The 26,189-nt window shown below is 64.6% G+C and carries 21 protein-coding genes; 15 read left to right on the top strand and 6 right to left on the bottom strand.

What is annotated here, in order from left to right:
* Window positions 1-80 precede the first annotated feature (80 nt).
* The 7 genes from urtB (at window position 81) to AB5K84_RS42320 (ending at window position 6,576) form a co-directional block, all read left to right on the top strand.
* On the top strand, window positions 81-1,007 hold the full coding sequence (urtB, locus tag AB5K84_RS42350; protein ID WP_011083789.1) for an urea ABC transporter permease subunit UrtB: 927 nt from the start codon (window positions 81-83) through the stop codon (window positions 1,005-1,007).
* 18 nt (window positions 1,008-1,025) lie between these two features.
* Window positions 1,026-2,168, top strand: a complete 1,143-nt coding sequence (gene urtC / locus AB5K84_RS42345) for an urea ABC transporter permease subunit UrtC (protein ID WP_011083790.1) — start codon at window positions 1,026-1,028, stop codon at window positions 2,166-2,168.
* Window positions 2,169-2,286: 118 nt separating this feature from the next.
* The gene (gene urtD, locus AB5K84_RS42340) at window positions 2,287-3,042 is read left to right on the top strand and encodes an urea ABC transporter ATP-binding protein UrtD (protein WP_011083791.1); all 756 of its coding nucleotides are present in this window, start codon (window positions 2,287-2,289) and stop codon (window positions 3,040-3,042) included.
* 12 nt (window positions 3,043-3,054) lie between these two features.
* A complete protein-coding gene (gene urtE / locus AB5K84_RS42335) occupies window positions 3,055-3,744 on the top strand; it encodes an urea ABC transporter ATP-binding subunit UrtE (RefSeq protein WP_011083792.1) in 690 nt (229 codons plus the stop codon).
* Between the two features lie 28 nt (window positions 3,745-3,772).
* Window positions 3,773-5,002, top strand: a complete 1,230-nt coding sequence (gene fmdA / locus AB5K84_RS42330) for a formamidase (protein ID WP_008540630.1) — start codon at window positions 3,773-3,775, stop codon at window positions 5,000-5,002.
* Window positions 5,003-5,094: 92 nt separating this feature from the next.
* On the top strand, window positions 5,095-5,472 hold the full coding sequence (locus AB5K84_RS42325; protein WP_038965211.1) for an FmdB family zinc ribbon protein: 378 nt from the start codon (window positions 5,095-5,097) through the stop codon (window positions 5,470-5,472).
* Between the two features lie 63 nt (window positions 5,473-5,535).
* Window positions 5,536-6,576 carry an aliphatic amidase gene (locus AB5K84_RS42320; protein WP_011083793.1) on the top strand — a complete coding sequence of 347 codons (1,041 nt, stop codon included), beginning with the start codon at window positions 5,536-5,538 and terminating at the stop codon, window positions 6,574-6,576.
* Between the two features lie 183 nt (window positions 6,577-6,759).
* On the opposite strand, the gene AB5K84_RS42315 is transcribed toward AB5K84_RS42320, so the two are convergent.
* From AB5K84_RS42315 to AB5K84_RS42300, 4 genes are all read right to left on the bottom strand, one after another.
* A complete protein-coding gene (locus tag AB5K84_RS42315; protein WP_011083794.1) occupies window positions 6,760-7,581 on the bottom strand; it encodes an MlaD family protein in 822 nt (273 codons plus the stop codon).
* Between the two features lie 174 nt (window positions 7,582-7,755).
* On the bottom strand, window positions 7,756-9,975 hold the full coding sequence (locus AB5K84_RS42310) for an acetate--CoA ligase family protein (protein ID WP_011083795.1): 2,220 nt from the start codon (window positions 9,973-9,975) through the stop codon (window positions 7,756-7,758).
* 114 nt (window positions 9,976-10,089) lie between these two features.
* The gene (locus AB5K84_RS42305) at window positions 10,090-10,659 is read right to left on the bottom strand and encodes a class GN sortase (RefSeq protein ID WP_011083796.1); all 570 of its coding nucleotides are present in this window, start codon (window positions 10,657-10,659) and stop codon (window positions 10,090-10,092) included.
* Window positions 10,660-10,837: 178 nt separating this feature from the next.
* The gene (locus AB5K84_RS42300) at window positions 10,838-13,102 is read right to left on the bottom strand and encodes a marine proteobacterial sortase target protein (RefSeq protein ID WP_011083797.1); all 2,265 of its coding nucleotides are present in this window, start codon (window positions 13,100-13,102) and stop codon (window positions 10,838-10,840) included.
* A gap of 184 nt (window positions 13,103-13,286) precedes the next feature.
* On the opposite strand from AB5K84_RS42300, the gene AB5K84_RS42295 reads away from it, so the two are divergent.
* Window positions 13,287-14,048, top strand: coding sequence for a helix-turn-helix transcriptional regulator (locus tag AB5K84_RS42295; RefSeq protein ID WP_028172650.1), 762 nt, complete (start codon window positions 13,287-13,289; stop codon window positions 14,046-14,048).
* A gap of 90 nt (window positions 14,049-14,138) precedes the next feature.
* Here AB5K84_RS42295 and AB5K84_RS42290 read toward each other — a convergent pair whose 3' ends face one another.
* The gene (locus tag AB5K84_RS42290) at window positions 14,139-15,362 is read right to left on the bottom strand and encodes an ABC transporter substrate-binding protein (protein ID WP_038965212.1); all 1,224 of its coding nucleotides are present in this window, start codon (window positions 15,360-15,362) and stop codon (window positions 14,139-14,141) included.
* A 76-nt stretch (window positions 15,363-15,438) separates the two neighbouring features.
* Window positions 15,439-16,989, bottom strand: a complete 1,551-nt coding sequence (locus AB5K84_RS42285) for an acyl-CoA synthetase (RefSeq protein WP_038965213.1) — start codon at window positions 16,987-16,989, stop codon at window positions 15,439-15,441.
* Between the two features lie 264 nt (window positions 16,990-17,253).
* On the opposite strand from AB5K84_RS42285, the gene AB5K84_RS42280 reads away from it, so the two are divergent.
* From AB5K84_RS42280 to AB5K84_RS42250, 7 genes are all read left to right on the top strand, one after another.
* Window positions 17,254-18,390, top strand: coding sequence for an acyl-CoA dehydrogenase family protein (locus tag AB5K84_RS42280; RefSeq protein ID WP_028172653.1), 1,137 nt, complete (start codon window positions 17,254-17,256; stop codon window positions 18,388-18,390).
* 118 nt (window positions 18,391-18,508) lie between these two features.
* Window positions 18,509-19,675: an acyl-CoA dehydrogenase family protein gene (locus AB5K84_RS42275; RefSeq protein ID WP_038965217.1), complete on the top strand. Its 1,167-nt coding sequence runs from the start codon at window positions 18,509-18,511 to the stop codon at window positions 19,673-19,675.
* Entirely contained in the window at window positions 19,672-20,328 is a 657-nt protein-coding gene (locus AB5K84_RS42270; protein ID WP_011083803.1) for a glutathione S-transferase family protein, read from the top strand. The genes AB5K84_RS42275 and AB5K84_RS42270 overlap by 4 nt, the downstream gene beginning before the upstream one ends.
* Before the next feature lie 186 nt (window positions 20,329-20,514).
* Window positions 20,515-21,315, top strand: a complete 801-nt coding sequence (locus AB5K84_RS42265; RefSeq protein ID WP_011083804.1) for a helix-turn-helix domain-containing protein — start codon at window positions 20,515-20,517, stop codon at window positions 21,313-21,315.
* A gap of 219 nt (window positions 21,316-21,534) precedes the next feature.
* Window positions 21,535-22,401 carry a 3-keto-5-aminohexanoate cleavage protein gene (locus tag AB5K84_RS42260; RefSeq protein WP_011083805.1) on the top strand — a complete coding sequence of 289 codons (867 nt, stop codon included), beginning with the start codon at window positions 21,535-21,537 and terminating at the stop codon, window positions 22,399-22,401.
* 120 nt (window positions 22,402-22,521) lie between these two features.
* Complete coding sequence (locus tag AB5K84_RS42255) at window positions 22,522-24,138, top strand: acyl-CoA carboxylase subunit beta (RefSeq protein ID WP_011083806.1); 1,617 nt, start codon at window positions 22,522-22,524, stop codon at window positions 24,136-24,138.
* On the top strand, window positions 24,135-26,111 hold the full coding sequence (locus AB5K84_RS42250; RefSeq protein ID WP_011083807.1) for an acetyl/propionyl/methylcrotonyl-CoA carboxylase subunit alpha: 1,977 nt from the start codon (window positions 24,135-24,137) through the stop codon (window positions 26,109-26,111). The genes AB5K84_RS42255 and AB5K84_RS42250 overlap by 4 nt, the downstream gene beginning before the upstream one ends.
* Window positions 26,112-26,189 lie beyond the last annotated feature (78 nt).

Here is a 26,189-nt window from a genome sequence, read left to right as displayed (position 1 = left end):
GGATCGCAAGTCCATGCCCAAGACCCCCGCGTCGCGAACCTGCTCGCGACGCGGGACCCTTTCCCTGACGGAGGACATCGATGTTCGGCGACTACTCGATTGGCGACCTCGGCTCCATCTTCGTCATGCAGGGTTTTGCGGGACTGATCCTGTTCTCGGTCTACGTGCTGATGGCGCTCGGTCTTGCGATCATCTTCGGCCAGATGGGCGTCATCAACATGGCCCATGGCGAGTTCATGATCCTCGGGGCGTACGTCACCTGGATGACCTCGAATTTCTTCCAGTCCTATTTGCCGAGCCTGTTCAGCGGCTACTTCTTCCTCGCGATGATCCTGGCCTTCGTCGCGTCCGGCGCGCTGGGAATGCTGGTGGAATGGGTGCTGATACGGCACCTCTACAAGCGCCCGCTCGATACGCTGCTCGCCACCTGGGGCCTCAGCCTGATGTTGCAGCAGGCCTATCGTTCCGTGTTCGGCGCGCGCGAGGTCGGCGTCGAGCTGCCGCAGTGGATGCTCGGCTCGCTGCACGTGACCGACAGCATCGAAGTGCCGATCAACGGCGTCTTCGTGATGTGCCTCACCGTGCTGATCACGCTGGGCGTCGCCTATGTGATGTACAAATCGCGCTGGGGCCGGCAGGTGCGCGCCGTCGTGCAGAACCGCATCATGGCCGGCGCCGTCGGCATCAACACCGAAAAGGTCGATCGCTATACCTACGGCCTCGGCTGCGGCATCGCCGGCATCGCGGGCAGCGCCTTCACCATGATCGGTTCGACCGGGCCGACCTCCGGTCAGCTCTACATCGTCGACACGTTCCTGGTGGTCGTGTTCGGCGGCGCCGCGAGCCTGCTCGGCACCATCGCCTCGGCCTTCTCGATCTCGCAGACGCAATCCACCCTCGAGTTCTTCATGTCGGGCTCGATGGCCAAGGTGCTGACGCTGCTCGCCGTTGTCGGAATCCTGATGCTGCGGCCGCAGGGGCTGTTCGCCCTCAAGGTCCGGAAGTAAGAAAATGGGGCTGATGCAATGACCGACAATCGGTTCTTCAATCGATCGGAGCTCATCGGAATTCTGGTGCTCGCGGTGTTCCTGGTGGTGGTGCTGCCGCTCTCGCTCGATGTCTTCAGGCTCAATCTGGTCGCGAAATACCTGACCTATGCATTCGTCGCGCTGGGGCTGGTGATCTGCTGGGGCTATGGCGGCATCTTAAGCCTCGGTCAGGGCGTGTTCTTCGGGCTCGGCGGCTACTGCATGGCGATGTTCCTCAAGCTCGAGGCATCAAGCGTGGAGAACACCAAGATCCAGTCGACCCCCGGCATCCCCGATTTCATGGACTGGAATCAGATCACCGCGCTGCCGTTCTTCTGGAAGCCCTTCAACAGCCTCACCTTTACCATCGCCGCTATCATTCTCGTGCCCGGCATCTTCGCTCTCATCATCGGCACCGCGATGTTCAAGCGCCGGGTCGGCGGCACCTACTTCGCCATCATCACCCAGGCCGTCGCTGCCATCCTCACCATCCTGATCGTCGGACAGCAGGGTTACACCGGCGGCATCAACGGCATGACCGATCTGCGCACGCTGAAGGGCTGGGACATCCGGCCCGACCACGCCAAGATCGTGCTGTACTTCTTCGAGGTTGGACTGCTGTTCGCCTGCATCATGATCGCGCAGTTCGTCCGGCACTCCAAGCTGGGGCGCATCCTGGTCGCGATGCGCGAGAAGGAGGACCGGGTTCGCTTCTCCGGCTACAGCGTCGCGAACTTCAAGATCTTCGCCTTCTGCATCGCCGCGGTCTTCGCCGCGATCGGCGGCGCCATGTTCGCGCTGAACGTCGGTTTCATGTCGCCCTCTTTCGTCGGCATCGTGCCCTCGATCGAAATGGTGATCTACACCGCGGTCGGCGGCCGGCTGTCGATCCTGGGCGCGATCTACGGCACGCTGCTGGTCAACTTCGCCAAGACCAGCCTGTCGGAAACCTTTCCCGAATTGTGGCTGTTTGGCCTCGGCGGATTGTTCATCGCCGTGGTCCTGGCCTTCCCGAACGGCCTTGCCGGGATCTGGGGCGACTATGTGCAGCCGCGCATCGATCGCCTGATCTCGTCACGCAAACCGAAACCCGAGGGCTGGACCGACAGCTCGGTCGCCGACGGCGCTCCGGCAGAGTGAGGAGATCATCATGCTCGTAGGTCACCACGATGCCGATGCCATGCTGGCAGTGAGGAGATAGGTCATGCTCGTCGGTCATCGCGATGCCGATGCCACGCTGGCAGTGAGGAGATAGATCATGCTCGTCGGTCACCAGCCCAAGGAATTCCTGCTCGCCGTCGAAGCGCTCACCGTGTCGTTCGACGGGTTCAAGGCGGTCAATGATCTCTCCTTCTACGTGGACGAGAACGAGATCCGCGTCATCATCGGCCCCAACGGCGCCGGCAAGACCACGGTGCTCGATCTGATCTGCGGCAAGACCAAGGCCACGTCAGGCTCGATCCAGTTCCGCGGCAAGGAGCTGACGCGGATGAAGGAGAACGAGATCGTCAAGACCGGGGTCGGCCGCAAGTTCCAGAACCCATCGATCTACGACGATCTCACGGTGTTCGAGAATCTGGAGATCTCATATCCCCGCGGCCGCTCCGTGTTCGGCGCGCTGACCTTCACCCGCGACGCCGCCGTGCGCGACCGGGTGCACGAAGTCGCCGAAATGATCTTCCTGAAGGATCGGCTCAACGTGAACGCCGATCTGCTCAGCCACGGCCAGAAGCAATGGCTCGAGATCGGCATGCTGCTGATCCAGGACCCGGACCTCTTGATGCTGGACGAGCCCGTCGCCGGCATGAGCGTGTCCGAGCGCGCCAAGACCGCCGAGCTGCTCAATCGCATCATCAAGAACCGCTCGGTGCTGGTGATCGAGCACGACATGAAGTTCGTCGAGGACATCGCCCACAAGGTCACCGTGCTTCACCAGGGCCAGATCCTCTCCGAGGGGACCATGGAGAAGGTGAAGAACGACCCCAAGGTCGTTGAAGTCTATCTGGGCCATTAGGGAGACGCGACGATGCTGGCAATTTCCGATCTTCACGTCGCCTACGGCCAGAGCGAGGTGCTGCACGGGCTCAACGTCAAGGTCGCGCCGAACGAGATCGTCGCGATCATGGGCCGCAACGGCATGGGCAAGACCACGCTGATGAAGTCGCTGATGGGCATTCTGCCGACGAAAAGCGGCTCGGTGACCATGGACGGCGCCGAGCTCGGCGGTCTGCCGAGCTACGAGAGGGTGGCCAAGGGCCTCGCCTATGTGCCGCAGGGCCGCATGATCTTCTCGACCATGACGGTGAAGGAGAACATCGAGACCGGCCTCGTCGTCTCCGGCGGCACCGAGGTACCCGAAGACATCTACGAATTATTCCCGGTGCTGCTGGAGATGAAGGGCCGCCGCGGCGGCAATCTGTCCGGCGGCCAGCAGCAGCAGCTCGCGATTGCGCGGGCGCTCGCGACCAAGCCGAAGGTGCTGCTGCTGGATGAGCCGACCGAAGGCATCCAGCCCTCGATCATCAAGGACATGGCGCGCACCCTGAAGCGCATCCGCGACGAAAAGGGCCTCTCGATCGTGGTGTCCGAGCAGGTCCTGAGTTTCGCGCTCGATATCGCCGACCGCGTGCTGGTCATCGAGAACGGCGAGATCGTCCGCGACGATCCGCGCGACGCCGTCGATGCCGCGCAGGTCTCCAAATATCTGTCCGTCTAACCAACCGTAGTAAAAGGGGAGCATCTCGATGCCAGAGACACTGATCAAGGTCGATCTCACCAAGTCGGCCTACGAAAATGACATGGTGCATAATCGCTGGCACCCCGACATTCCGATCGTGGCCTGGGTCAATCCCGGCGACGATTTCATCATCGAGACCTATGACTGGACCGGCGGCTTCATCAAGAACAACGATTCCGCCGACGACGTGCGCGACATCGACCTGTCGATCGTGCACTTCCTCTCCGGCCCGATCGGCGTCAAGGGCGCCGAGCCCGGCGATCTCCTGGTCGTTGATCTGCTCGACGTCGGCCCGCTCAAGGAGAGCCTGTGGGGCTTCAACGGCTTCTTCTCCAAGCAGAACGGCGGCGGCTTCCTGACTGACCACTTCCCGCTGGCGCAGAAGTCGATCTGGGACATCAAGGGCCTCTACACCTCGTCGCGTCACGTTCCCGGCGTCAACTTCGCCGGCCTGATCCATCCCGGCCTGATCGGCTGTCTGCCCGATCCGAAGATGCTGGACACCTGGAACAAGCGTGAGGCCGAGCTGATCTCGACCAACCCGACCCGCGTGCCCGGCCTTGCCAATCCGCCATTCGCGCCGACCGCCCATGGCGGCCGTGCCAAGGGCGACGTCAAGGCGAAGATCGGCGCCGAAGGCGCGCGCACGGTGCCGCCGCGCGAGCATGGCGGCAATTGCGACATCAAGGACCTGTCGCGCGGCTCGAAGATCTACTTCCCGGTCTATGTGCCCGGCGCCGGTCTCTCGATGGGCGACCTGCACTTCAGCCAGGGCGACGGCGAGATCACCTTCTGCGGCGCGATCGAGATGGCCGGCTGGCTGCATCTGAAGGTCGAGGTGATCAAGGACGGCATGGCGAAGTACGGCATCAAGAACCCGATCTTCAAGCCGTCGCCGATCACGCCGAACTACAAGGACTACCTGATCTTCGAGGGCATCTCGGTCGACGAGGCCGGCAAGCAGCACTATCTCGACGTCCACATCGCCTACCGCCAGGCCTGCCTCAACGCCATCGAATATCTGAAGAAGTTCGGCTACTCCGGCGCGCAGGCCTACTCGATCCTCGGCACCGCGCCGTGCCAGGGGCACATTTCCGGCGTGGTCGACGTGCCCAACGCCTGCGCCACGCTATGGTTGCCGACGGAGATCTTCGACTTCGACGTGATGCCGTCGGCGGCAGGTCCCATCAAGCACATCACGGGCGATATCCAGATGCCGATCTCGCCGGACAAGTAATCCCTGCGCGACGGGATGCGGGACGGCGCGTATCTGCCGCCCCGCATCCGCCGCCAGGTGTGTTGAACAGGCAAGAGCGTGGGGATGATGCGATGCCGGTCTATGAATATCTCTGTGACGATTGCGGTCCCTTCAAGGACCTGCGCCCGATGGCGGAATGCGACGATCCGCAAAGCTGTCCGCATTGCGAGACCATGGCGCCGCGGGTGATCCTGACCGCGCCGAATTTCTTCTGCATGCCGGCGGAGAAGCGCAAGGCGCACGCCGTCAACGAGCGCAGCACGCATGCGCCGCAGACGCTCGCGCAATACAAGGCCTCGCACGGCCCCGGCTGCGGCTGCTGCTCCACGGGCAAGACGGTCAAGGACAAGAGCTCGGCGGACAAGAGGAAGCCGGCGCGGTTGATGACCAAGAGCAGGAGCGGCGCCAAGGGTTTTCCAACGGCCCGCCCCTGGATGATCAGTCACTAACCCACGCGACCGCTCGATCGGCGGCCAACCCAGAACAACAAGTCAAGAACAGGAGCGGTCAAAATGCTTCACGGCGACATTTCCAGCAGCAACGACACCGTCGGCGTCGCAGTGGTAAACTACAAGATGCCCCGCCTTCACACCAAGGCCGAGGTGCTCGACAACGCCCGCAAGATCGCCGACATGGTGGTGGGCATGAAGGTCGGCCTGCCCGGCATGGACCTCGTGATCTTCCCCGAATACTCCACTCAGGGGATCATGTACGACTCCAAGGAGATGTATGAGACCGCCTCGGCGGTGCCCGGTGAAGAGACCGCGATCTTCGCCGAGGCCTGCCGCAAGGCGAAAGTGTGGGGCGTGTTTTCGCTGACCGGCGAGCGCCACGAGGAGCACCCGCACAAGGCGCCCTACAACACCTTGATCCTGATGAACGACAAGGGCGAGATCGTCCAGAAGTACCGCAAGATCATGCCCTGGGTGCCGATCGAGGGCTGGTATCCCGGCAATTGCACTTATGTCTCCGAGGGCCCGAAGGGCCTCAAGGTCAGCCTGATCATCTGCGACGACGGCAACTATCCGGAGATCTGGCGTGACTGCGCCATGAAGGGCGCCGAGCTGATCGTGCGTTGCCAGGGCTACATGTATCCGGCCAAGGAGCAGCAGGTCCTGATTTCCAAGGCCATGGCATGGGCCAACAATGTCTATGTCGCGGTCGCCAATGCCGCCGGCTTCGACGGCGTCTATTCCTATTTCGGTCACTCCGCGATCATAGGTTTCGACGGCCGCACACTCGGCGAGTGCGGCGAAGAGGATTACGGCATCCAGTACGCCCAGCTGTCGAAGCATCTGATCCGCGACGCGCGCCGCAATGGCCAGTCGCAGAACCACCTCTACAAGCTGGTCCACCGCGGTTACACCGGCATGATCAATTCCGGCGAAAGCCCGCGCGGCGTCGCGGCGTGCCCGTACGATTTCTACAAGAACTGGATCAAGGATCCCGAAGGCACGCGCGACATGGTCGAGGCGATGACCCGATCGACGCCGGGGACAGACGAGTGCCCGATCGAGGGCATCCCCAATGAGGCAGCGGCCAGCAACTACTGAGCTGTCGCGGATGTCGCAGGGTGGGCAAAGCGTTCGCGTGCCCGCCCCTCATCGCGAACCCCCGGACAGGGGCGCCAAGTGTGTTCGCGGCGCAGCGCCAAGCCCCGACTGGCGGGGCAGTTCTACTGTGCATGGGGTTGTTTTCGAGATTTTTTGGCGGAGGGGCGGATCGGCTCGCCACGCCTACCGCTTCTTCTGCTCGGGCTTGCGCGGTGGCCGCGGCGGCACGGGCGTGCCGGCCATCTTGTTGGCGGTCTCGCTGACGTCGAGCAGCGAGCGACGAATGTCCTCGATGTAGCTCGCCGACTTCTTCCTCATGGTGTCGGTCAGCTCGCGCAGCCCCTGCACCGTCTCGAACAGCTCGTCGGCCCTGCCATCGACGAAGCCTGGCACCACGCCCTCGATCTTCGTGACCGCCTTGTCGAAGCCTGCGAAGGCGCTGTCGACCTTGGCCATGACGGAATCGATTTCGCCGCCCTTGCTCCTGAGGTCGGCGCTGGAGTTCTCGAATGTGCGGAGCCCCTCCTTGATCGCAGGGGCGTTGCTCACGATCGTGCGGTCGACACTGTGCAAGGTGTCGACGATGGATTCGACGTCGCTGAGATCGGCGGTGAGCACGGGAATGCCGTCCGAATCAAGCGGCACCGGCGGTGCGGAAGGCGCGCCGCCGATCAGGGAGACCGCGGCGACGCCGGTGAGACCCTGGAACTCGATTCCCGCCACGGTGTCCTTGCGGATTGGCGCGGAGTTGTCGAGCATCACCAGCGCCACGACCTTGCGGGGATTGTCCAGCTTGATCGACAGGATCTGGCCCGCGAGCACACCGTCGAAATTGACCGGGCCGCCCCGGCGCAGGCCGCTGGCGGAACCGCCTTCGAACACCACGCGCAACTGGCTGCGACTCTGGATGGTGCGCCATTTCTGTACGCCGAGCAGGCCGCCGAACGCCACGGCGATCACCGCCAGCGTCGCCGTCCCGATCACCAGATTGCTCGCGCGTGCCATGCGGGTGCGATTTTACGACCAAAGCGGGGAAGTTGGAAGGAGTCCGAACGACCGCAATGCTAACGCGGGCGGGTTAACGACTTGTCCGCCGTAGCTCGAAGAGCGAAGGCGGAAGTGTAACCCGCCACTGCTCTCCGCCGTGCAAAATGGCGCGCTAGTCCGCCCAACGCGACATCAATGCCCGGCCGCGCGCTTTGCCGCGGCATTGTTCAGCACGATCAGGGCATCGACCGCCACGCCCGTCCTGGTGTTGATCAGGAACGGATTGATGTCGATCGAGGCGATCCGGTCGCCGGCATCCGCGATCAGGTTGGACAGGCCGACCAGCGCCTTCACCGCGGAGGCCTCGTGCAAGGCCGGCTTGCCGCGATAGCCGCGCATCTTGATGCCGGCCTTGGTGCGGCCGATCAGGAGCCGCGCCTCGGCCTCGTCGAGCGGCGCGCCCGCGAGCGCGACGTCCTTCATCAGCTCGATGTCGATGCCGCCGGTGCCGAACAGCACGACCGGACCCATCTCGGCATCGAGCGAGGCGCCGACCACGAGTTCGAGGTCGGCCTTGACCTGCTGCGCGATCAGGATGCCGTCGAGCCTCGGCTTGCCCTTCAGCCGCTTCACCCGCGCGGTGATATCGGCGAACGCCTTCTTCACCTCGGCCGCATTGCTCAGGTTCAGCACCACGCCGCCGATGTCGGACTTGTGCAGGATCTCGGCGCTGACGACCTTTGCCACGACCGGGAAGCCGATCTGTTTCGCGATCTTCACGGCTTCCGCCGCGGTCTGTGCGGTCGCTTCCTTCGAGGTCGGGATGCCATAGGCCTTCAGGAGCTTCTTCGAGGCGACTTCGTCGAGCGCGGCGCCGTTCGCCGATGTCAGCGCCTTTTCCAGCACGGCACGCGCGGCGGGTTTCGAGCTCGAGACGATGTCGGGTACTTCCTTGCGTAGCTTCGCATAGGCGAGCAGTGATTTGATCGCGGTGACCGCGCGATCCATGCCCTGCATGACCGCGAGATGCGGCAGCGATTTGCGCAAGGACTTGGTGAACTCGGTGAAGCCGATCGACATCGCGCTGATGTAGATCACGGGCTTTGAGGCCCGGCTCGCCATCTCGTCGACGATGCGCAGGTTACGCTCGCGCAGCTCGTGCGGCGCCTTCGGCAGCTCGGCATCGATGATGACGATGTCGATATCGGGGTCGTCGATCATCAGCTTGATCGACTTCATGTAGACGGAGGGATCGACGACCGCGGCAAAGCCGGCGTCAAGCGGATTGCCTACGATCGATCCGGGCCCAAGCATCCTCGCCAGCTCCGAGCTGACATGCGGGCTGAGCGGTGCGAAGTTCAAGCCTTCCGCATAGAAGGCGTCGATCAGCATGCCGCGCTTGCCGCCGGACAGCGTGACCGCGGCGAGCCGGTCACCGTTGGGTACGGCGGCGTGGACGAAGCATTCGGTGGTCTCGATCAATTCGTCGAGCCCGCCGACCCGGATAACACCTTCACGCGTTGCGATTGCGTCGAACGTCTCGATCGAGCCCGCCAGCGCTCCGGTGTGCGCCATCGCCGCGGCGCGGCCGCCCTCGGATGCGCCGAGCTTGAGCGCGATCACGGGCTTGCTCGCCGCGCGCGCCGCCTTGCAGGCGTCGCGAAAGGCCTTTGTGTTGCGCACGCCCTCGAGGTAGACCACGATCACCTTGACGCTCGGATCCTCCGCGAAATAACGCATCAGGTCCGGCGTCTCGAGCCCGGCCTCGTTGCCGGTCGTCACCATGTAGCCGACACCGACACCGCGATCCTCCAGCGCCTGGCGGATCGCCATGACGATGGCGCCGGATTGCCCGGCGATCGCCACCGCGCCCTGCTCCATGGTGACGATGCGGTCGTCGATATTGGTGAAGAGCTTTTCGCCGGCGCTCAAGTTGCCGAGGCAATTCGGGCCGGTGACGGCGAGGCCGGTTTCGCGGATGGCCGCTTGCAGTTCGGCGGCGAGCTGCTGGCTCTCGTCATCCTGCAACTCGCTGAAGCCGGAGGTGACGATGGTGGCCGAGCGCGCGCCGGCCGCGGCGGCATCGCGGATCACCTGCACGGCGAAACGCGCCGGCACCAGCACCAGGACATGATCGGGCTTTTCCGGGAGGGCTGCAAAATCCTTGTAGCAGGGCACACCCCAGATCGTCTCGCGCTTGGCGTTGACCGGATAGAGCCCGCCCTCGAAGCCGTATTTGACCAGATTGTTCCAGATGCGCTCGGCATAATTGCCGGGCTTGTCGGTCGCGCCCACCAGCACGATGTTGTGCGGGTGCAGCATGGCATGGATGCCTTTTACGATGTCGCTGGCGTCGGGCGATGGAGACCATGGGCGCGGAGAGGAGAATGCAGCAGATACGCGAGCTTCCATGGTGTGACCTCACCTGTTGTTCTTCTTGGTGGCGCGTCACTCTGTTCTATGGCGAGTTCTTCGCAGTAGCAACCACATGGTATGCCGTGTGATGGAATGAGCGATGCATCGCTGCTATTCATTCGCTCCCATCAGCACGCCATGCAGGACATAACGTTCGGGACCGGACGTGACGGCGTCGAACGGCCAGCAGGTGGCGAGCACGAGCTCGACATCCTGTGTCGCGGGATCGATGCCCGATGCGTCGAAACGGACAACGGTCGCAGAATCCACGCGATAGCGGAAATGCCTGCCGTCGCGGCGGGTGATCTCGATCACGTCTCCGATCGCGACATTCCGCAAGAAGCGGAAATGCGTATCGCGATGGGCGGCATAGACGGCAACGCCGCGCTCGCCGGCATCGACTGTCCGCTCGATATGGCCGGGTCCGAAAGCAAGCGCCTGGCCGCTCGTGCCGTCCAGAACGATCGCGCTGGCGCCGATCCGCTTCACCTCGATCCGGGCGACCGGCCAGGTATCGGCCCATGACCATGGCTTGACCACCTCTCCCGTCGCGACGCTTCTGTCGAACGCGCGTTCCAGCAGCACCTGCGCGAGCCAGGCTTTTGCATGGATGTAGGCGCCGTCGCCGAACAGGACGGCGCCGATCAGCGCGAGAACCAGGGGAGAGATGAGGCGGGGCATTGAGTATCTCTTGTTCGTCGTTCCGGGGCTCGCGTAGCGAGAACCCGGAACCTCGAGATTCCGGGTTCGGCTCTACGAGCCGCCCCGGAATGACATTCCCCAAAAAGGCGCGCGCGGCCGTTGGGTAGGGGACGGGCAGCCGCGCGCGCTAACAGAGGAGTTCGGGGAGGCTCCTCTCTCAAGCGGCGTCAGTGAGCAAGGGCTGACGCCGGTTGAACACGAACAGGATCAGGGCGAGCACGATCAGGACCAGACCTCCGATCATCTTCAGCTCGGCCGAGGTGGCGGTCTTGGGCAGGCGGATCGCGTCGGGCGCGGCGGGGGTCGGCCGCCTTGCCGCCGGCTGGTTGCGCGCATCGGCATGGCGTTCGCGCAGCTGCGTCGGCACCAGCTGCGGCCGTTCGCCGAAGATCTTCTCGAAATCCCAGCCGGCCGGCAGATTGATCGGCAATTCGCTGAGCTTGAGCGGTTCGCCTTCGGGGCGGCTCGGCGTCTTGTCGATCGCGACGAGGCTGGTGAGCCGCGTGACGATCTGATGGTCGAGCGCCAGCGCCAGGATCGCCTTGTCGGCCTCTTCCGGCGTCATCTCGCGCATCGTGCGCGCCACTTCGGCGTCGCCGATCTTGCGCCTGGCCCAGAGTTTTGACAGGCCCTTGCCTTCGGCGGCATTCTGCAACGGCAGCGTCACCGACCACGGACGGTCGCCGACGCGTCCCTTGATCTCGAGCGAGCCTGCGAGCTTGTCGAGCCTGGCCGCCAGCACCAGGGGCTCGTCGCGATAGACGTCCGGAATGATCGCCGGGGTGACGTCGGCCGTGGCTTCGGAGAACTTTGCGCTGAGGCCGGTCACCGCCGGATTTTCCAGCTTCGCGAACAGGCCGCGCATGCGCTCCTCGACCTGCTCGACAGAGCCGATATGGGTGAAGGCGCCGCGGCCGAGCTCGGAAGCGCGCGTCATCAGATAGGTGTTTGGCGCGGACCCGATGCCGACCATGAATACGCGCGAGCGGCCGCGCATCGCCGTGATCGTCTCGAACAATTGCTGCTCGTTGCCGATCGCGCCGTCGGTCAGGAACACGACCTGGCGAACCATGCCGGTGTCACCGATCTTGTCGGTCAGCGCGGCGCGCATCGCCGGCACCATCTCGGTGCCGCCGCGCGCCTGCAAGGCGCTGACGAACGAGGTCGCTTCGCCGACATGGGCGGCATCCGCCGGCACGGAGGCCGGAAACAGCACGTCCATGGTATCGTCGAAGCGGATGACGTTGAAGCGGTCGGCCGGCTGGAGGCGGCCGAGGGCGTAGAGCAGGCTCGCCTTGGCCTGGACGATCGAGGTGCCGCCCATCGAGCCCGAATTGTCGATCACGAACACGACCTCGCGCGGCAGCGGCTTCTGCGTTGCCTGCTCGGCGCTCGGCGGCGTGACGAAGGCGAGCAGGTAATCGGCATCGCCGACATGCTCGCGGAACAGGCCGACCGACGGTGCTTTCTGAGCCGCCGGCTTCCACGTCAGTTCGAAATCGCGGTCGGCGGGCACCGCGCCGTCGGCGAGCGTGACGATGCGCGTCGCGTTGTCCGGGCTCTCGATCTTGACGCTATGATGGTGGCTCTTGACCTCGCCGAGCGCAAAGCCGGCCTTCAGACGCACTGTGATGCTGGTCGGGTTAGCGGGCGCATTCCTGGCGGGATCCAGCACTGTCGGGGAAATACGCTCGCGGTCGGGCACGGGATCGGACGTGGCGGCGCCCCAGCCGGAGCCGTCGTTGCGGAAGTCGACACTCTGTACAATCGGCGCCGGATTGTAGCGCGGGGCGACCACCAGCGGCACGCGGAGCGAATATTCATTGCCGGATTGATGCACCGGCTCCTGATATTCGATCTGCACCAGCACGGTTTCGCCGGGACCGATATTCGCAACCGAGTTGGTGAAGATGTTGGGCCGCTCCTGCTCGGTGAGCGCGGCCTTCTGGCCGGCGCTGCGCGCCTGTTCGTAGATCACGCGCGCCTGTTGCCGCTCCTTGATGTCGCCGACGATGACGCGGTCGCCGACCACCATCTTCAGCGTGTCGACGGCGCCATTGGTCGCGAGCGGATAGACATAGGTGGCCTCGACCCAGTCCTTGGTCGGATTGCGGAACGCCTGGGTGACGCGGGTGCGCAGCGTCGGGCCCGATACCGTGATGTCGATATCGATGCCGAGGCGGATCGCTTCGGTGGTGGCGCCATCTTCCTTCAGGAGGAGGGTGCCGGACCTGGCATCGCCGGGCTGGAGCAGGCTGGCCTGTTCGGTCGTTGCTGACCAGCTCGTCCCGAAGCTCACCAGCAGGGCCACGAAGGCGACCAGCATCACTGCGATGCCCTGCGCGAGAAGAAACAATCCGAGCTTGATCAGCCGGCTCAGCATGGGATGTTCGTCGCTGTCGGCTGTGTCGTAGGTATTCATTTGGCCTGCTCCCGAAGGATGTTTGCAGGCTCAGCATCCGCCGGGAGGGCCTGATTTCGCGAGCAGAATGATCGGCAATGTTCCGCCGCGGCCGGCCCGGGCGGGCGGCGGACGGGTGGCCATGTGCGGTTTTGTGCTGGTTTGTCCGGCCTGCTAGAGTGGTGCTCCCAAGGCAGGGGTGACGATGCAGACGCAGGGCGACAAGCAGCTTTCGGACGAGCAGTGCCGCGAGATCGCGGAGACCATTCGCGAGGAGCTCGCCAGGCGCCGGATCTCCCGGCAGGCGCTGGCCGAACAGGCCAAGCTCAGCCTGTCGACGCTGGAGAAGGTGCTCGGCGGCCGCCGGCCGTTCACGCTGGCGACGACGGTCCGGCTGGAGCAGGCGCTGGGTGTGTCCCTACGCAAGAGCGTCGTCGTCGTGGCGCCTCCGGCCGCGAACGATGTCGCGCCCGACAGCCTCGGCTCCTATGCGCATCGCGCGGTGACCTGGCTCGAGGATGTCTACATCACGCTGCGGCCGTCGTTTGGCGACAAGGACGCGATCTTCGCCTACCGCACCGAAATCTTGTGGGAGCCGAAGGTCTCGTCGCTGGTCTTCCGCGAGGGCGATCGGACCGATGCCGCCTATGAGCATACCGGCGAGGTCGCCGTGCCGCATCAGTCCGGCTTCATCTATCTCGTCATCATCAAGCACGGCCAGCATCGCGTGATCACGGTGTCGCGGCCGACGGTCGCCGGCGAGATGTACGGCATCATCTCGACGCTCCGCGCCGGTCCCGGCTCGCAGCTGACGCCGATTGCAGCACCGATCGCCTACGTGCCGCTCAGAAACGTTCCGACGCCGTCCTTGGGACGGGTCGCGTCCGGCGACGCCAACTATGAGCTGTACCGAAAACACCTGCGCCGCACGGTGGAAGAGCCGTTCGCGCTGTTCTTGCCGGCATAGGTTCACCCTTGGTTCACCCTGGAGATCCGCGGACAAGGAGATGGCGGACTCGCGGCCGCCATCCCCCATGCACGGAGAGTTCGCCGAGAACTAGCCGCTCGGCTCCGCGCTGATGATGGGGCCGAACAGTTCCCACTGGCCGTTCTTGAACCGCCACATCTTGAGCTGTTCGATCGGCGCGAAGTCGGTGGGCGAGGTGTTGATCTTGATCCCCGGGATCAGCGTATCGGGGGCGAAGTCCTTCAGGCTGGCGGCCTGCTTCATCACGTTCTCGCGGGTGAGATTGTCGCCCGCCTGCTTCAGCACCTGCACCATCGTCTGGGCCGCGGCATAGCCGTAGACCAGATTGGCGTCCGAGATGTTTGCGCCGGGCATGTATTTGTCGATGAAGGCCATGAACTTCTTCATGCCCTCGTCGTCCTTCCATTGCGGATCCGACGCGTCCTTCAGATAACCGGCCGATAACACGCCCTCGGAGGCTTCGAGGCCGGCGGGCTTCATCACCGCGCCGATGGACACCGAGACATCCGTCATCAGGTGCATCGGCTTCCATTCCAGCTCCGCGATCTTCTTGATGGCTTGCGCCGCGAATTTCGGGGTCGAGATGTTCACGAAGACGTCCGCGCCGGTGCCCTTGAGCTTGACGATGTGCGAGTCGATCGATGGCTCCGAGGTCTCGTAGCTCTCTTCGGCCACGATCAGCTTCGATGCCTTGTCGCCGAACACGTCCTTGATGCCGGCGACGTAGTCCTTGCCGAAATCGTCGTTGGCATAGAAGATCGCGACCTTCGCGTCCGGCTTCTCCTTCAGGATGTACTTGGCGAAGATCCGCGCCTCGACCCGGTAGCTCGGCTGGAAGCCCATGGTCCACGGGAAATTTTGCGGGTCGTTCCACTTGCTGGCACCGGTGGCGAGGAAGAGCTGCGGGATCTTCTTGGCGTTGTGATATTTCTGCACCGCGGTCTGGGTCGGCGTGCCGAGCGCGTTGAACACCAGGAACACTTCGTCGCTCTCGATCAGCTTGCGGACCTGCTCCACGGTCTTGGGCGGCGAGTAGCCGTCATCATAGGAGATCCAGTTGATCTTGCGGCCGTTGATGCCGCCCTGGTCGTTGATCATCTTGAAATAGGCTTCCTCGGTCTTGCCGATGACGCCGTAAGCGGAGGCGGGGCCGGAATAGGCCTCGACATTGCCGATCTTGATCTCGGTGTCGGAGGCGCCGGTATCGTACCTCTTCTGTGCGTAAGCCCCTTGAACCGAGAGCAATGTCAGGGCCGTCGCCGCCGCGAGCAGGACGCGTTTCTTGTTTTTCATGGAAATTCCTTGGGTTTCTTGTGGGTCGGAGCAGGCACTACAAAAGGAAAAAGCGCCCGCGAGAGGGGCGCTTTGGTCAGGCGTTGGCGACTCTCTTGTCGACTTCGGAGGCCGCCGAGAATTCCTTGCGCAAGGTCGGCTTGTGGATCTTGCCGGTGGCGTTGCGCGGCAGCGCATCGACGAAGCGAATTTGGCGTGGGCATTTGAAGCGCGCGAGATTGGCCGCGCAATGTGCGAAGACGTCGGTTTCCGTCAGCCTTTGTCCTGGCTTGACCGCGACGATGGCAAGGCCCACCTCGCCCCATTGCGGATCGGGAATGCCGATGACGGCGGCTTCGGCGATGGCGCCAAGCTGGTGCAGGACGTTCTCGACCTCGGCCGGATAGACGTTCTCGCCGCCGGAGATGTACATGTCCTTCCAGCGGTCGACGATGTAGTAGAAGCCTTCCTCGTCGATTCGCGTCGCATCGCCGGTGTGGAGCCAGCCGTCGGTGAAGGAGGATTTGTTCGCCTCCGGCCTGTTCCAGTAGCCGGGCGTGATGTTTGGTCCCTTCACCCAGAGCTCGCCAAGCTCGCCGACATCGGCGTCGCTGCCGTCGGGCCGCACGATCCGCACCTCCGTGTGCAGCACCGGCTTGCCGGCGGAGCCGGCCTTGCGCGCCGCATCCTCGCGGTCGAGCACCAGCACGGCCGGCGAGGTCTCGGTCATGCCATAGCCCTGCTGGAGTGCGACGCCGCGCGCCTCCCAGACCTTCAGCAGCGGCACCGGCATTGGCGCGCCGCCGACACCGCCGACGATCAGCCGGGTAAGGTCGGTCGTTGCGAAGGCGGGATGCTGCGCCATGAACTGGTAGATCGCGGGGACGCCGAAGAACACGTTGATGCCCTGCGCGGGATCGTTGATCAGGCCGAGCGCCGTGCCGGGATCGAAGGCCCGCATGATCATCACGGTGCCGCCGGCATGCAGCACCGGATTGGTGTAGCAATTCAGCCCGCCGGTATGGAACAGCGGCAGCACGGTAAGCAGCACCGAGGACGGTCCGATGCAGGCGGGACCGCCGAGATTGACGCAATTCCAGAACGTCATGCCGTGGGTGATGGTCGCGCCTTTCGGATGACCCGTGGTGCCGGACGTGTACATGATGGTCGAGACGTCATCGAGTGTGACCTCCTCGATCCGGTCGAGCGGCTTTGCGGCGGCGATGCCGGCCTCGTAGGCCCCGCCGGGGCCGAGCAGCAGGCTGGTCGCTACACCGCAGAGCTTGGCGACGCTCAGCGCCGTCTCGGCGAGGTCGGCATCATGGATCATCACCTTCGGCGCGCAATCAGCGGTGATGAACTGGAGTTCGGGAACGGTGAGGCGGGTGTTCAGCGGCACGAAGATCGCACCTAACCGCCCGCAGGCAAACTGCACCTCCAGCGTATCGGTCGTGTTCAGCGCCAGCACCGCGACGCGGTCGCCGCGCGAGACCTTCAGCGTGTGACACAGGAACGAGGCGAGACGCGAGACCCTCGCATCCAGCTGCGAATAGGTGAAGCGGCGCTCGCTCGCGAGGTCGATGACCGCGACCTTGCCAGGCGTGCGGCGGCCATGATGGGCGATCCAGTCGTAGTAACGAACGGCCAAAAAACCCTCCCTCGGCGGTCTTGTGCCGCCTGTATCCCTATTGCCGTGCACCATGCCCGGCGTGGCCCTGGGGCCAGCCGGAGTTTGTGCAACACGTCTTTTTTGATTTGGAGTTGGCGCGCGAGGGGCGAAAATCGTCTTGCGTTGAGTTGCTAGGTGATGGCCTGCTGAATGGCCTTACCGGGTCAGCCACTCCGCGCAAGTGAGCTGCCCAGGTTCCAGCCATGGTGGATGAGACGAATCCGTCCGCGAGGCGAGAGTGCGATGAAGAGCCCGTTCTATACCGCCGAGCACGATGCCTTCCGCGACGTGATGCGCCGCTTTGTCGAGAAGGAGATCTCGCCCTTCGCCCATGAATGGGACGAGGCCGGCGAATTTCCCCGCGCGCTCTATCGCAAGGCGGCGGAGATCGGCCTGTTGGGGTTGGGATTCCCCGAGGAATATGGCGGGATTGCCGCCGACCAGTTCATGAAGATCGTGGCGAGCCAGGAGCTGGCGCAGGCCGGCGCCGGCGGCGTCAGCGCCAGCCTGATGAGCCACACCATCGGCTCGCCGCCGATCGCGCGTGCGGCGCGGCCGGAGGTGAAGGCGCGCGTGCTGCCGCAGGTGCTGGCAGGCGAGAAGATCTCCGCGCTCGCGATCACCGAGCCGGGCGGCGGCTCGGACGTTGCAAACCTTCGCACGCGGGCGCGGCGGGACGGCGATCACTACGTCGTGAGCGGCGAGAAGACCTTCATCACCTCGGGCATGCGCGCCGATTATCTGACCGTCGCCGTGCGTACGGGCGGCGAGGGCGCCGGCGGCGTCAGCCTGCTCCTGATCGCGGGCGACACGCCCGGCCTGTCCAGGACAAAACTGAAGAAGATGGGCTGGTGGGCCTCCGACACCGCGACGCTGCATTTCGACGACTGCCGCGTGCCGGCCGAAAATCTGATCGGCGAGGAGGGCCAGGGCTTCAAGATCATCATGCAGAATTTCAACAGCGAGCGCATGGGTATGGCGGCGGGCTGCACCGCCTTCGCACGCGTCTGCCTCGACGAGGCGATTGCCTACGCCAAGGAACGCAAGACCTTCGGCAAGCCGCTCGCCCAGCACCAGGTCATCAGGCACAAGATCGTCGACATGGCGCAGAAGGTCGCGGCCTCGCAGGCGATGCTGGAGATGTTGGCCTGGCGCCTGGAGCAGGGCGAAAGTCCGGTCGCCGAAATCTGCATGATGAAGAACCAGGCAACGCAGACCATGGCGTTCTGCGCCTCGGAAGCCGTGCAGATATTCGGCGGCGCCGGCTTCATGCGCGGCATCAAGGCCGAGCGCATCTACCGCGAGGTCAAGGTCAACGCCATCGGCGGCGGTACCGAGGAGATCATGAAGGATCTGGCGTCGCGGCAGATGGGGCTGTGACCTTCGCCGTCATTCCGGGGCGGCGCGAAGCGTCGAACCCGGAATCTCGATATTGTAGGACTCATCTCTGGATTCCGGGTTCGCGCTTCGCGCGCCCCGGAATGACGAAGGGAAAGAAATGCTATTCACCGCCGACCACGACGACATCCGCCGCTCCCTGCAAAAATTCATCGCGAACGAGATCAATCCGCACGTCGACAAATGGGAGAAGGCCGATATCTTCCCCGCGCACGCGCTGTTCAAGAAGATGGGCAGCCTCGGCTTCCTCGGATTGAACAAGCCGGTCGAATTCGGCGGCTCGGGGCTCGACTATTCCTATGCGCTGATGATGGCGGAGGAACTCGGGGCCATCACCTGCGGCGGCGTGCCGATGGCGATCGGGGTGCAGACCGACATGGCGACGCCGGCGCTGGCGCGGTTCGGCTCCGACGAGGTGCGGCGCGAATTCCTGGCGCCCTCGATTGCGGGTGATTTCGTCGCCTGCATCGGCGTCTCCGAGCCCGGCGCCGGCTCCGACGTCGCCTCGATCAAGACCGCTGCGCGCTCCGACGGCGACGACTATGTCATCAATGGCGGCAAGATGTGGATCACCAACGGCACCCAGGCCGACTGGATCTGCCTGCTCGCCAACACCGGCGACGGGCCCGTTCACCGCAACAAGTCGCTGATCTGCGTGCCCATGAAGGCCAAGGGCGTCACGGTCGCCCGCAAGCTCGACAAGATGGGCATGCGCTCGTCCGACACCGCGCAGATATTCTTCGACAATGTCCGCGTGCCCAAGCGCAACCGGATCGGCGAGGAGGGCAAGGGTTTTACCTACCAGATGATCCAGTTCCAGGAGGAGCGGCTGTGGGGCGCGGCCGCCTGCCTCAAGGCGCACGAATACATCATCAACGAGACCATCGAATACACCCGCAACCGCAAGGCTTTTGGCCAGAGCATCCTCGACAACCAGGTCGTGCACTTCAAGCTCGCGGAGATGCAGACCGAGGTCGAGCTGCTGCGCGCACTGATCTATCGCGCCGGTGAGGCGCTGGTGGCGGGTGAGGACGTGACCAGGCTCGCGACCATGGCCAAGTTGAAGGCCGGCCGGCTCGGCCGGGAGCTCACCGACGCCTGCTTGCAATATTGGGGCGGAATGGGCTTTACCAACGAGACGCCGGTCAGCCGTGCCTATCGCGACAGCCGTCTGACCTCGATCGGCGGCGGCGCCGACGAGGTCATGCTGATGGTCCTGTGCAAGATGATGGGCACGCTGCCCGGCAGTAAAGGGAATGCATCATGATCACGCTCTATCACTGCGATGCCGCACGCTCGTTCCGTCCGCTCTGGATGCTGGAGGAGATGGGGCTGCCGTACGAGTTGAAGATGCTGCCGTTCCCGCCGCGGGTGTTCGCCAAGGAGTATCTCGCGCTCAACCCGCTCGGCACGATTCCCTTCATGATCGACGGCGAGACGAAGATGACGGAGTCCTCGGGCATCTGCCACTACCTCGGCACCAGATACGCCCCGACGCCGCTGATGGTGGACGTCGAGGATCCCGCCTATGGCGCGTTCCTGAACTGGATGTATTTCAGCGATGCCACGTTAACCTTCCCGCAGACGCTGGTGCTCCGCTACACCCAGCTCGAGCCGGAGGAGCGCCGCAATCCGCAGGTCGCCGGCGACTATGCCAAATGGTTCCTGGGCCGGCTGCGCGCCGTTGAGGCAGCGACCGCGAATGCCGAAACCTTGTGCGCCGGCCGCTTCACCGCCGCCGACATCGTGATCGGCTACGCGCTCCGCCTCGCCGACAACATCGGGCTCGCCAAGGATTTCGGGCCAAACGTCGCAGCCTATTGGGCGCGATTGCAGCAGCGCGAGGGCTTCAAGCGCGCCGTTGCTGCGGAGCAGAAGGCTGGTGTCGAGCAGAATGTCGCGCCGCGGGTAAGGGCGTAAGGGACGCTGTCATTCCGGGCCGATGCGAAGCATAGAATCTCGAGGTTCCGGGTTCGGTCCAACGGACCGCCCCGGAACGACTGCGCATGTTTCCCTGACAGCGCTATCCCTTCGTGACAGCGCTCAAATTTGCGCTAAGGTGATCTTCGTCCGCAGCGGCCAGAGAGCCGCGCGAGGAGGACCCCAATGGAAGATAACGGTCGCGAATCCGACCATCTGATGCTGATCACGCCGGAACGGGTGTTTTATGCCGGCCTGCTCGGCCGCCCACGCAAGCGGACCCCCGGCTGCTGCCATGTCTATGTGGCGGTCAAGGGCAACCTGCACCTGACGATCGACGATGTCCTCGCCACCGCCGAGCTGTTCGTCACCCTGCCGAACCAGCGGCATTCCATTGCCGGCGACTACCGCACTGCAATCAGCGTGACGCTCGAGCCCGAAAGCATGCCGGATGGCGTGATCGAGGCTTTGGCCGAGCGGCTGACCGGACCGGACCGGGCCGTCTATGCCCGCAAGATCCTCGCCGCCTACGCGCTGCTGCGCCAGCGCCGCTACGGCGACATCACCACCGCCGAATTCGACGAGATGTGCTTCGGCGAGGCGCTGCCGCGCCGCGTGCTCGACCCGCGGGTGATGCGCGCGGTCGCGCGCATCGGGCGCTTCTCCGGCGAGCCGGTGACGGCGGATACTTGCGCGGCAGAAGCAGGTCTTTCCGCCTCGCGCTTCCTGCATCTGTTCAAGGAGGAGACCGGCATCTCGTTCCGCTCCTTCCGCGCCTGGAAGCGCGCGCGGCACTTGCTGCATTTCGCCAACCAGGACCTCAACCTCGCCCATCTCGCGCAGGACATCGGTTATCCCGATAGCACGCATTTCAGCCACTCGATCCGCCGCTTCTACGGCTTGAAGCCGCGCGCGATCTTCGTCGGCTCGCGCGATCTTGCGATCTATCGCAGCACCGAGACGGTGAGGCTCGCGGAAGCGAGCTAGGCTCGCTCTCGTAGGGTGGGCAAAGCGAAAGCGTGCCCACCATTTTCACCGAATACCAAGACGTGGTGGGCACGGCGCAAGAGCGCCTTTGCCCACCCTACGCACCTACAACTCGCTATTTTCCAGCTTCTCCGCGCAAGAAGCCGCATGCCGCGCGTCACATGATCGCAAGCGTTGAATTCTCAACGTGCGAGACATCCAAGTCATGAGCGTCAAGGCATGAGCGACAAGGCCGTCATCACCTGCGCGCTGAATGGCGTGCTCACCGACCCCAAGCAGCACAACGTGCCGGTGACGCCGGAGCAGATGGCGCGCGAGGCCAGGGCTGCGTTCGATGCCGGCGCCAGCATCATGCACATCCATCTGCGTCAGCAGGCGCCGAACAAGGGGCACCTGCCGTCCTGGGAGGTCGGCGTCAGCAAGGAGATCCAGCAGGCGATCCGCGAAGCCTGCCCGGGCGTGATCATCAACCACACCTCGGGCGTGTCGGGGCCGAACTATAGCGGCGCGCTCGACTGCATCCGTGAGACGAAACCGGAGATCGCCGCCTGCAACGCCGGCTCGCTGAACTATTTGAAAGTGAAGGCCGACAACACCTGGGCCTGGCCGCCGATGATGTTCGACAACGCCGTCGAGAAGGTGAAGGACTATCTCGACGTCATGAACGCGGTCGGCACCATCCCCGAGTTCGAATGCTTCGATGTCGGCATCGTCCGCTGCGTCGGCATGTACACCCAGGTCGGCATGTACAAGGGCCCGCTCGAATATAACTTCGTGATGGGCGTCGCCTCCGGCATGCCGTCGGATCCCGACCTGTTGCCGATCCTGATCAAGCTGAAGCGTCCGGAGGCGCATTGGCAGGTCACGGCGATCGGCCGCGAGGAGATCTGGCCGCTGCACCAGCGCTGCGCCGAGCTCGGCGGTCACCTGCGCACCGGCCTCGAAGACACCTTCTATCTCGCCGACGGCACGAAGGTGACGTCGAACGGCCAGCTCATCGAAGCCGTCGCCGCCTGTGCCCGCCGCGCCGGCCGCGAGATCGCAAGCCCCGCCGAGGCGCGGAAGATCTTTGGGACGAATCGGTAAGCCACACTCCGTCATTCCGGGATGGCCCGAAGGGCCAGGCCCGGAATCCATAACCACGATCGGGAATATGGATTCCGGGCTCGCGCTACGCGCGCCCCGGAATGACGGGAAGGAGCATTAATGTCCATTCTCGAAAACACCATTTCCCCCGGCAGCGCGGCCTACCACGCCAACCGCGACGGCATGCTGGGTTTGATCGACCGCATGCGCGCGCTGGAAGAGCGCACGCGTGCCGCATCGGCCGCGGCAAAGGACCGCTTTCACAAGCGCGGCCAGCTGCTGCCGCGCGAGCGCGTCGCGCTGGTGCTCGATCCCGGCGCGCCCTTCATCGAGCTGTCGACGCTCGCCGGCTACATGTTCGACGTGCCCGATCCGAACAAGAGCGTGCCGGGCGGCGGCGTCATCGCCGGCATCGGCTTCGTCTCGGGCATCCGCTGCATGGTCAGCGCCAGCGATTCCGGCATCGACGCCGGCGCGCTGCAGCCGTTCGGCCTCGACAAGACGCTGCGGGTGCAGGAGCTCGCGCTGGAGAACAAGCTGCCCTACGTGCAGCTGGTCGAAAGCGCCGGCGCCAATCTGCTGCGCTACCGCGTCGAGGATTTTGTTCGCGGCGGCAACATCTTTCGCAACCTGGCGCGGCTCTCGGCGGCGGGTCTCCCGGTCGTCACGGTGACGCACGGCTCGTCCACCGCGGGCGGCGCCTACCAGACCGGCCTGTCCGACTACATCGTCATGGTGCGCGGCCGCACCCGTGCCTTCCTCGCAGGGCCGCCGCTGCTGAAAGCCGCAACCGGTGAGATCGCGACCGAGGAAGAGCTTGGCGGCGCCGAGATGCACACCCAGGTCTCCGGCCTCGGCGACTATCTCGCCGAGGACGATCGCGACGCGCTGCGCATCGCGCGCGAGATCATGGCGGCCCTGGAGTGGGAGCGGCCGGACAGGGCGGCTGCCCAATTCAAGCCGCCGCGCTACGACCAGGACGAGCTGCTCGGCATCATGCCGATGGACCACAAGCGCCCCGTGGACATGAAGCAGGTGATTGCCCGCATCATCGATGATTCCGACTTCACCGAGATGGCGCCGAATTACGGCCCGGCAACCGTCTGCGGCCATGCCCGCATCGAGGGCCAGGCGATCGGCATCATCACCAACAACGGCCCGCTCGATCCTGCCGGCGCCAACAAGGCAACGCATTTCATCCAGGCTTGCTGTCAGACCCGCACGCCGATCCTCTATCTGAACAACACCACCGGCTACATGGTCGGCAAGGCCTATGAGGAAGCCGGCATGATCAAGCACGGCTCCAAGATGATCCAGGCGGTGACGTCGGCGACGGTGCCGCAGATCACCATCTATTGCGGCGCCTCGTTCGGCGCCGGCAATTACGGCATGTGCGGGCGCGGCTTCCATCCGCGCTTCTGCTTCTCCTGGCCGAACGCCAAGACGGCGGTGATGGGCGGCGAGCAGGCCGCCGAGACCATGGCCATCGTGACGGAAGCCGCCGCCGCGCGGCGCGGCAAGCCGATCGAGAAGGACAAGCTCGATGCGATGAAGGCGCAGATCGTCGGCGTGTTCGATGGTCAGATGGACGTGTTCTCGACCAGCGCGCGCGTGCTCGACGACGGCGTGATCGATCCGCGCGACACCCGGGCGGTCCTCTCCGAAGTGCTCGCGATCTGCCGCGAAGGCGACGCACGCAGGCCCCAGCGCATGCAGTTTTCGGTGGCCCGGCCATGAGGAACGGATCAGTGCAGCACCGGCCGTTCTTCAAGGTCCTGATCGCCAACCGCGGCGAGATCGCGTTGCGGGTGATGCGCAGCGCGCGCAAGCTTGGCCTCGGCGTCGTCGCGGTCTATTCCGACGCGGATCGCGATGCGCTCCATGTGCGGCAGGCCGATCAGGCCGTGCGCATCGGCGAGGCGCTGCCGGCGCAATCCTATCTCAACATCCCCGCGATCATTGCCGCGGCGAAAGCCAGCGGCGCGGATGCCGTCCATCCCGGCTACGGTTTCCTCGCCGAGAACGAGGACTTTGCGCAGGCCTGCAAGGACGCCGGTCTCGTCTTCATCGGCCCATCGCCCCAGGCGATCGAGGCGATGGGCAACAAGGCCGGCGCCAAGGAGATCATGCGGAAGGCCGGTGTGCCCTGCGTGCCCGGCTATCAGGGCCTTGAGCAAGGCGACGAGGTCATGCTCGCGGAGGCCAGGAAGATCGGTTTTCCCGTGATGATCAAGGCGGTGGCCGGCGGTGGTGGCCGCGGCATGCGGCTCGTGACCGATGCTGCATCCTTCCCCGACGCGCTGCGCAGCGCGCGGTCGGAGGCGAAAGCCGCGTTCGGCGATGCCACGGTCATTCTCGAACGCGCGATCCAGAATCCACGCCATATCGAAATCCAGGTGTTCGGCGACAACCACGGCAACGCCATTCATCTCGGCGAGCGTGACTGCTCCGTGCAGCGGCGGCACCAGAAGCTGATCGAGGAAGCGCCGTCGCCGGCCGTCACGCCGGAGCTGCGTGCGAGAATGGGCGAGGTCGCCGTCGCCGCGGTGAAGGCGCTGCGTTACGAGGGCGCCGGCACGCTGGAATTCCTGCTCGATGCGAGCGGGGAGTTCTACTTCATGGAGATGAACACCCGTCTCCAGGTCGAGCATCCCGTGACCGAGGCGATCACGGGGCTAGATCTCGTCGAGCTGCAGCTGCGCGTCGCGCGCGGCGAGCAATTACCGGTGAGGCAGCAGGACATCCGCTTCGCAGGTCACGCCATCGAGGTGCGGCTCTGCTCGGAAGATGCCGCGCAGGATTTCATGCCGCAGTCCGGCAGCATGGCGCGCTGGCAGGTGCCGGATGGCATCCGCGTCGAGCACGCGCTGCAATCAGGCTCGGAGATCCCGCCGTTCTACGATTCCATGATCGCCAAGGTGATTAGCCACGGCGCGACACGCGAGGAGGCGAGGGGACGGCTGATCGTCGGCCTGGAGCAGCTCACCGCCTTCGGCGTGACCACCAACCAGGCCTTCCTGATGTCCTGCCTGCGTCATCCCGGCTTTGCCAGGGGCGAGGCGACGACGGCGTTCATCGGCGCGCATCGCGACGAGCTGCTGGCTCCCCCGGCGGACGCGGCGTTCGGCACGGCGCTGGCAGGCCTGCTGCTCTACGTCACAAATCCGCGCGCGCCGTCATGGCGGGGCGGCCGGAGCCTGTCGGCAACGTTTCCGCTTCCTGCGAAAATCGAGATCGCCGGCCAGGCGCGCGAACTCGAAGTTACGCGAGAGCGGGATGGTGGGTACACCGTCGCCACCGACGGCCGGCAGGACAAGTTCGAAATTGATCAGCTCGATCCTGACGCGATCCGCTTCCGTAACGACGGCATGATGGACAGCGCCAAATTCCTGCGCGATGGCGATCGGCTCTATCTCCAGCATCGCGGCTTTCCGCTCGCGGTGACCGACTTCACTCTCGCTGCGCCAAAGGCGGCGGCAACCAACGGCGGCGACGGAAAAGTCCGCGCCGCCATGAACGGCCGTGTCGTCGCCGTCCTGGTCAAGCCGGGCGACCGCGTCGCCGCCGGCCAGCCTGTGCTGACGCTGGAAGCGATGAAAATGGAGCACGTCCACAAGGCCGGCATCGACGGCGTGGTCGCCGCGATCGACGTCACCGAGGGTGAGCAGGTGACCACGGGCAGGATCGTCGCGGAGATCGGAGCGGGGTAGCGCGGCAAATTCGATTGCGAGCGCAGCGAAGCAATCCAGAATCTTTCCGCGGCGGCAGTCTGGATTGCTTCGCTGCGC

Source organism: Bradyrhizobium sp. 1200_D9_N1_1 (assembly GCF_052075915.1).
Classification (GTDB): domain Bacteria; phylum Pseudomonadota; class Alphaproteobacteria; order Rhizobiales; family Xanthobacteraceae; genus Bradyrhizobium; species Bradyrhizobium diazoefficiens.
Note: the sequence above shows the minus strand (reverse complement) of the source record. Positions and strands in the feature narration are given on the sequence as shown.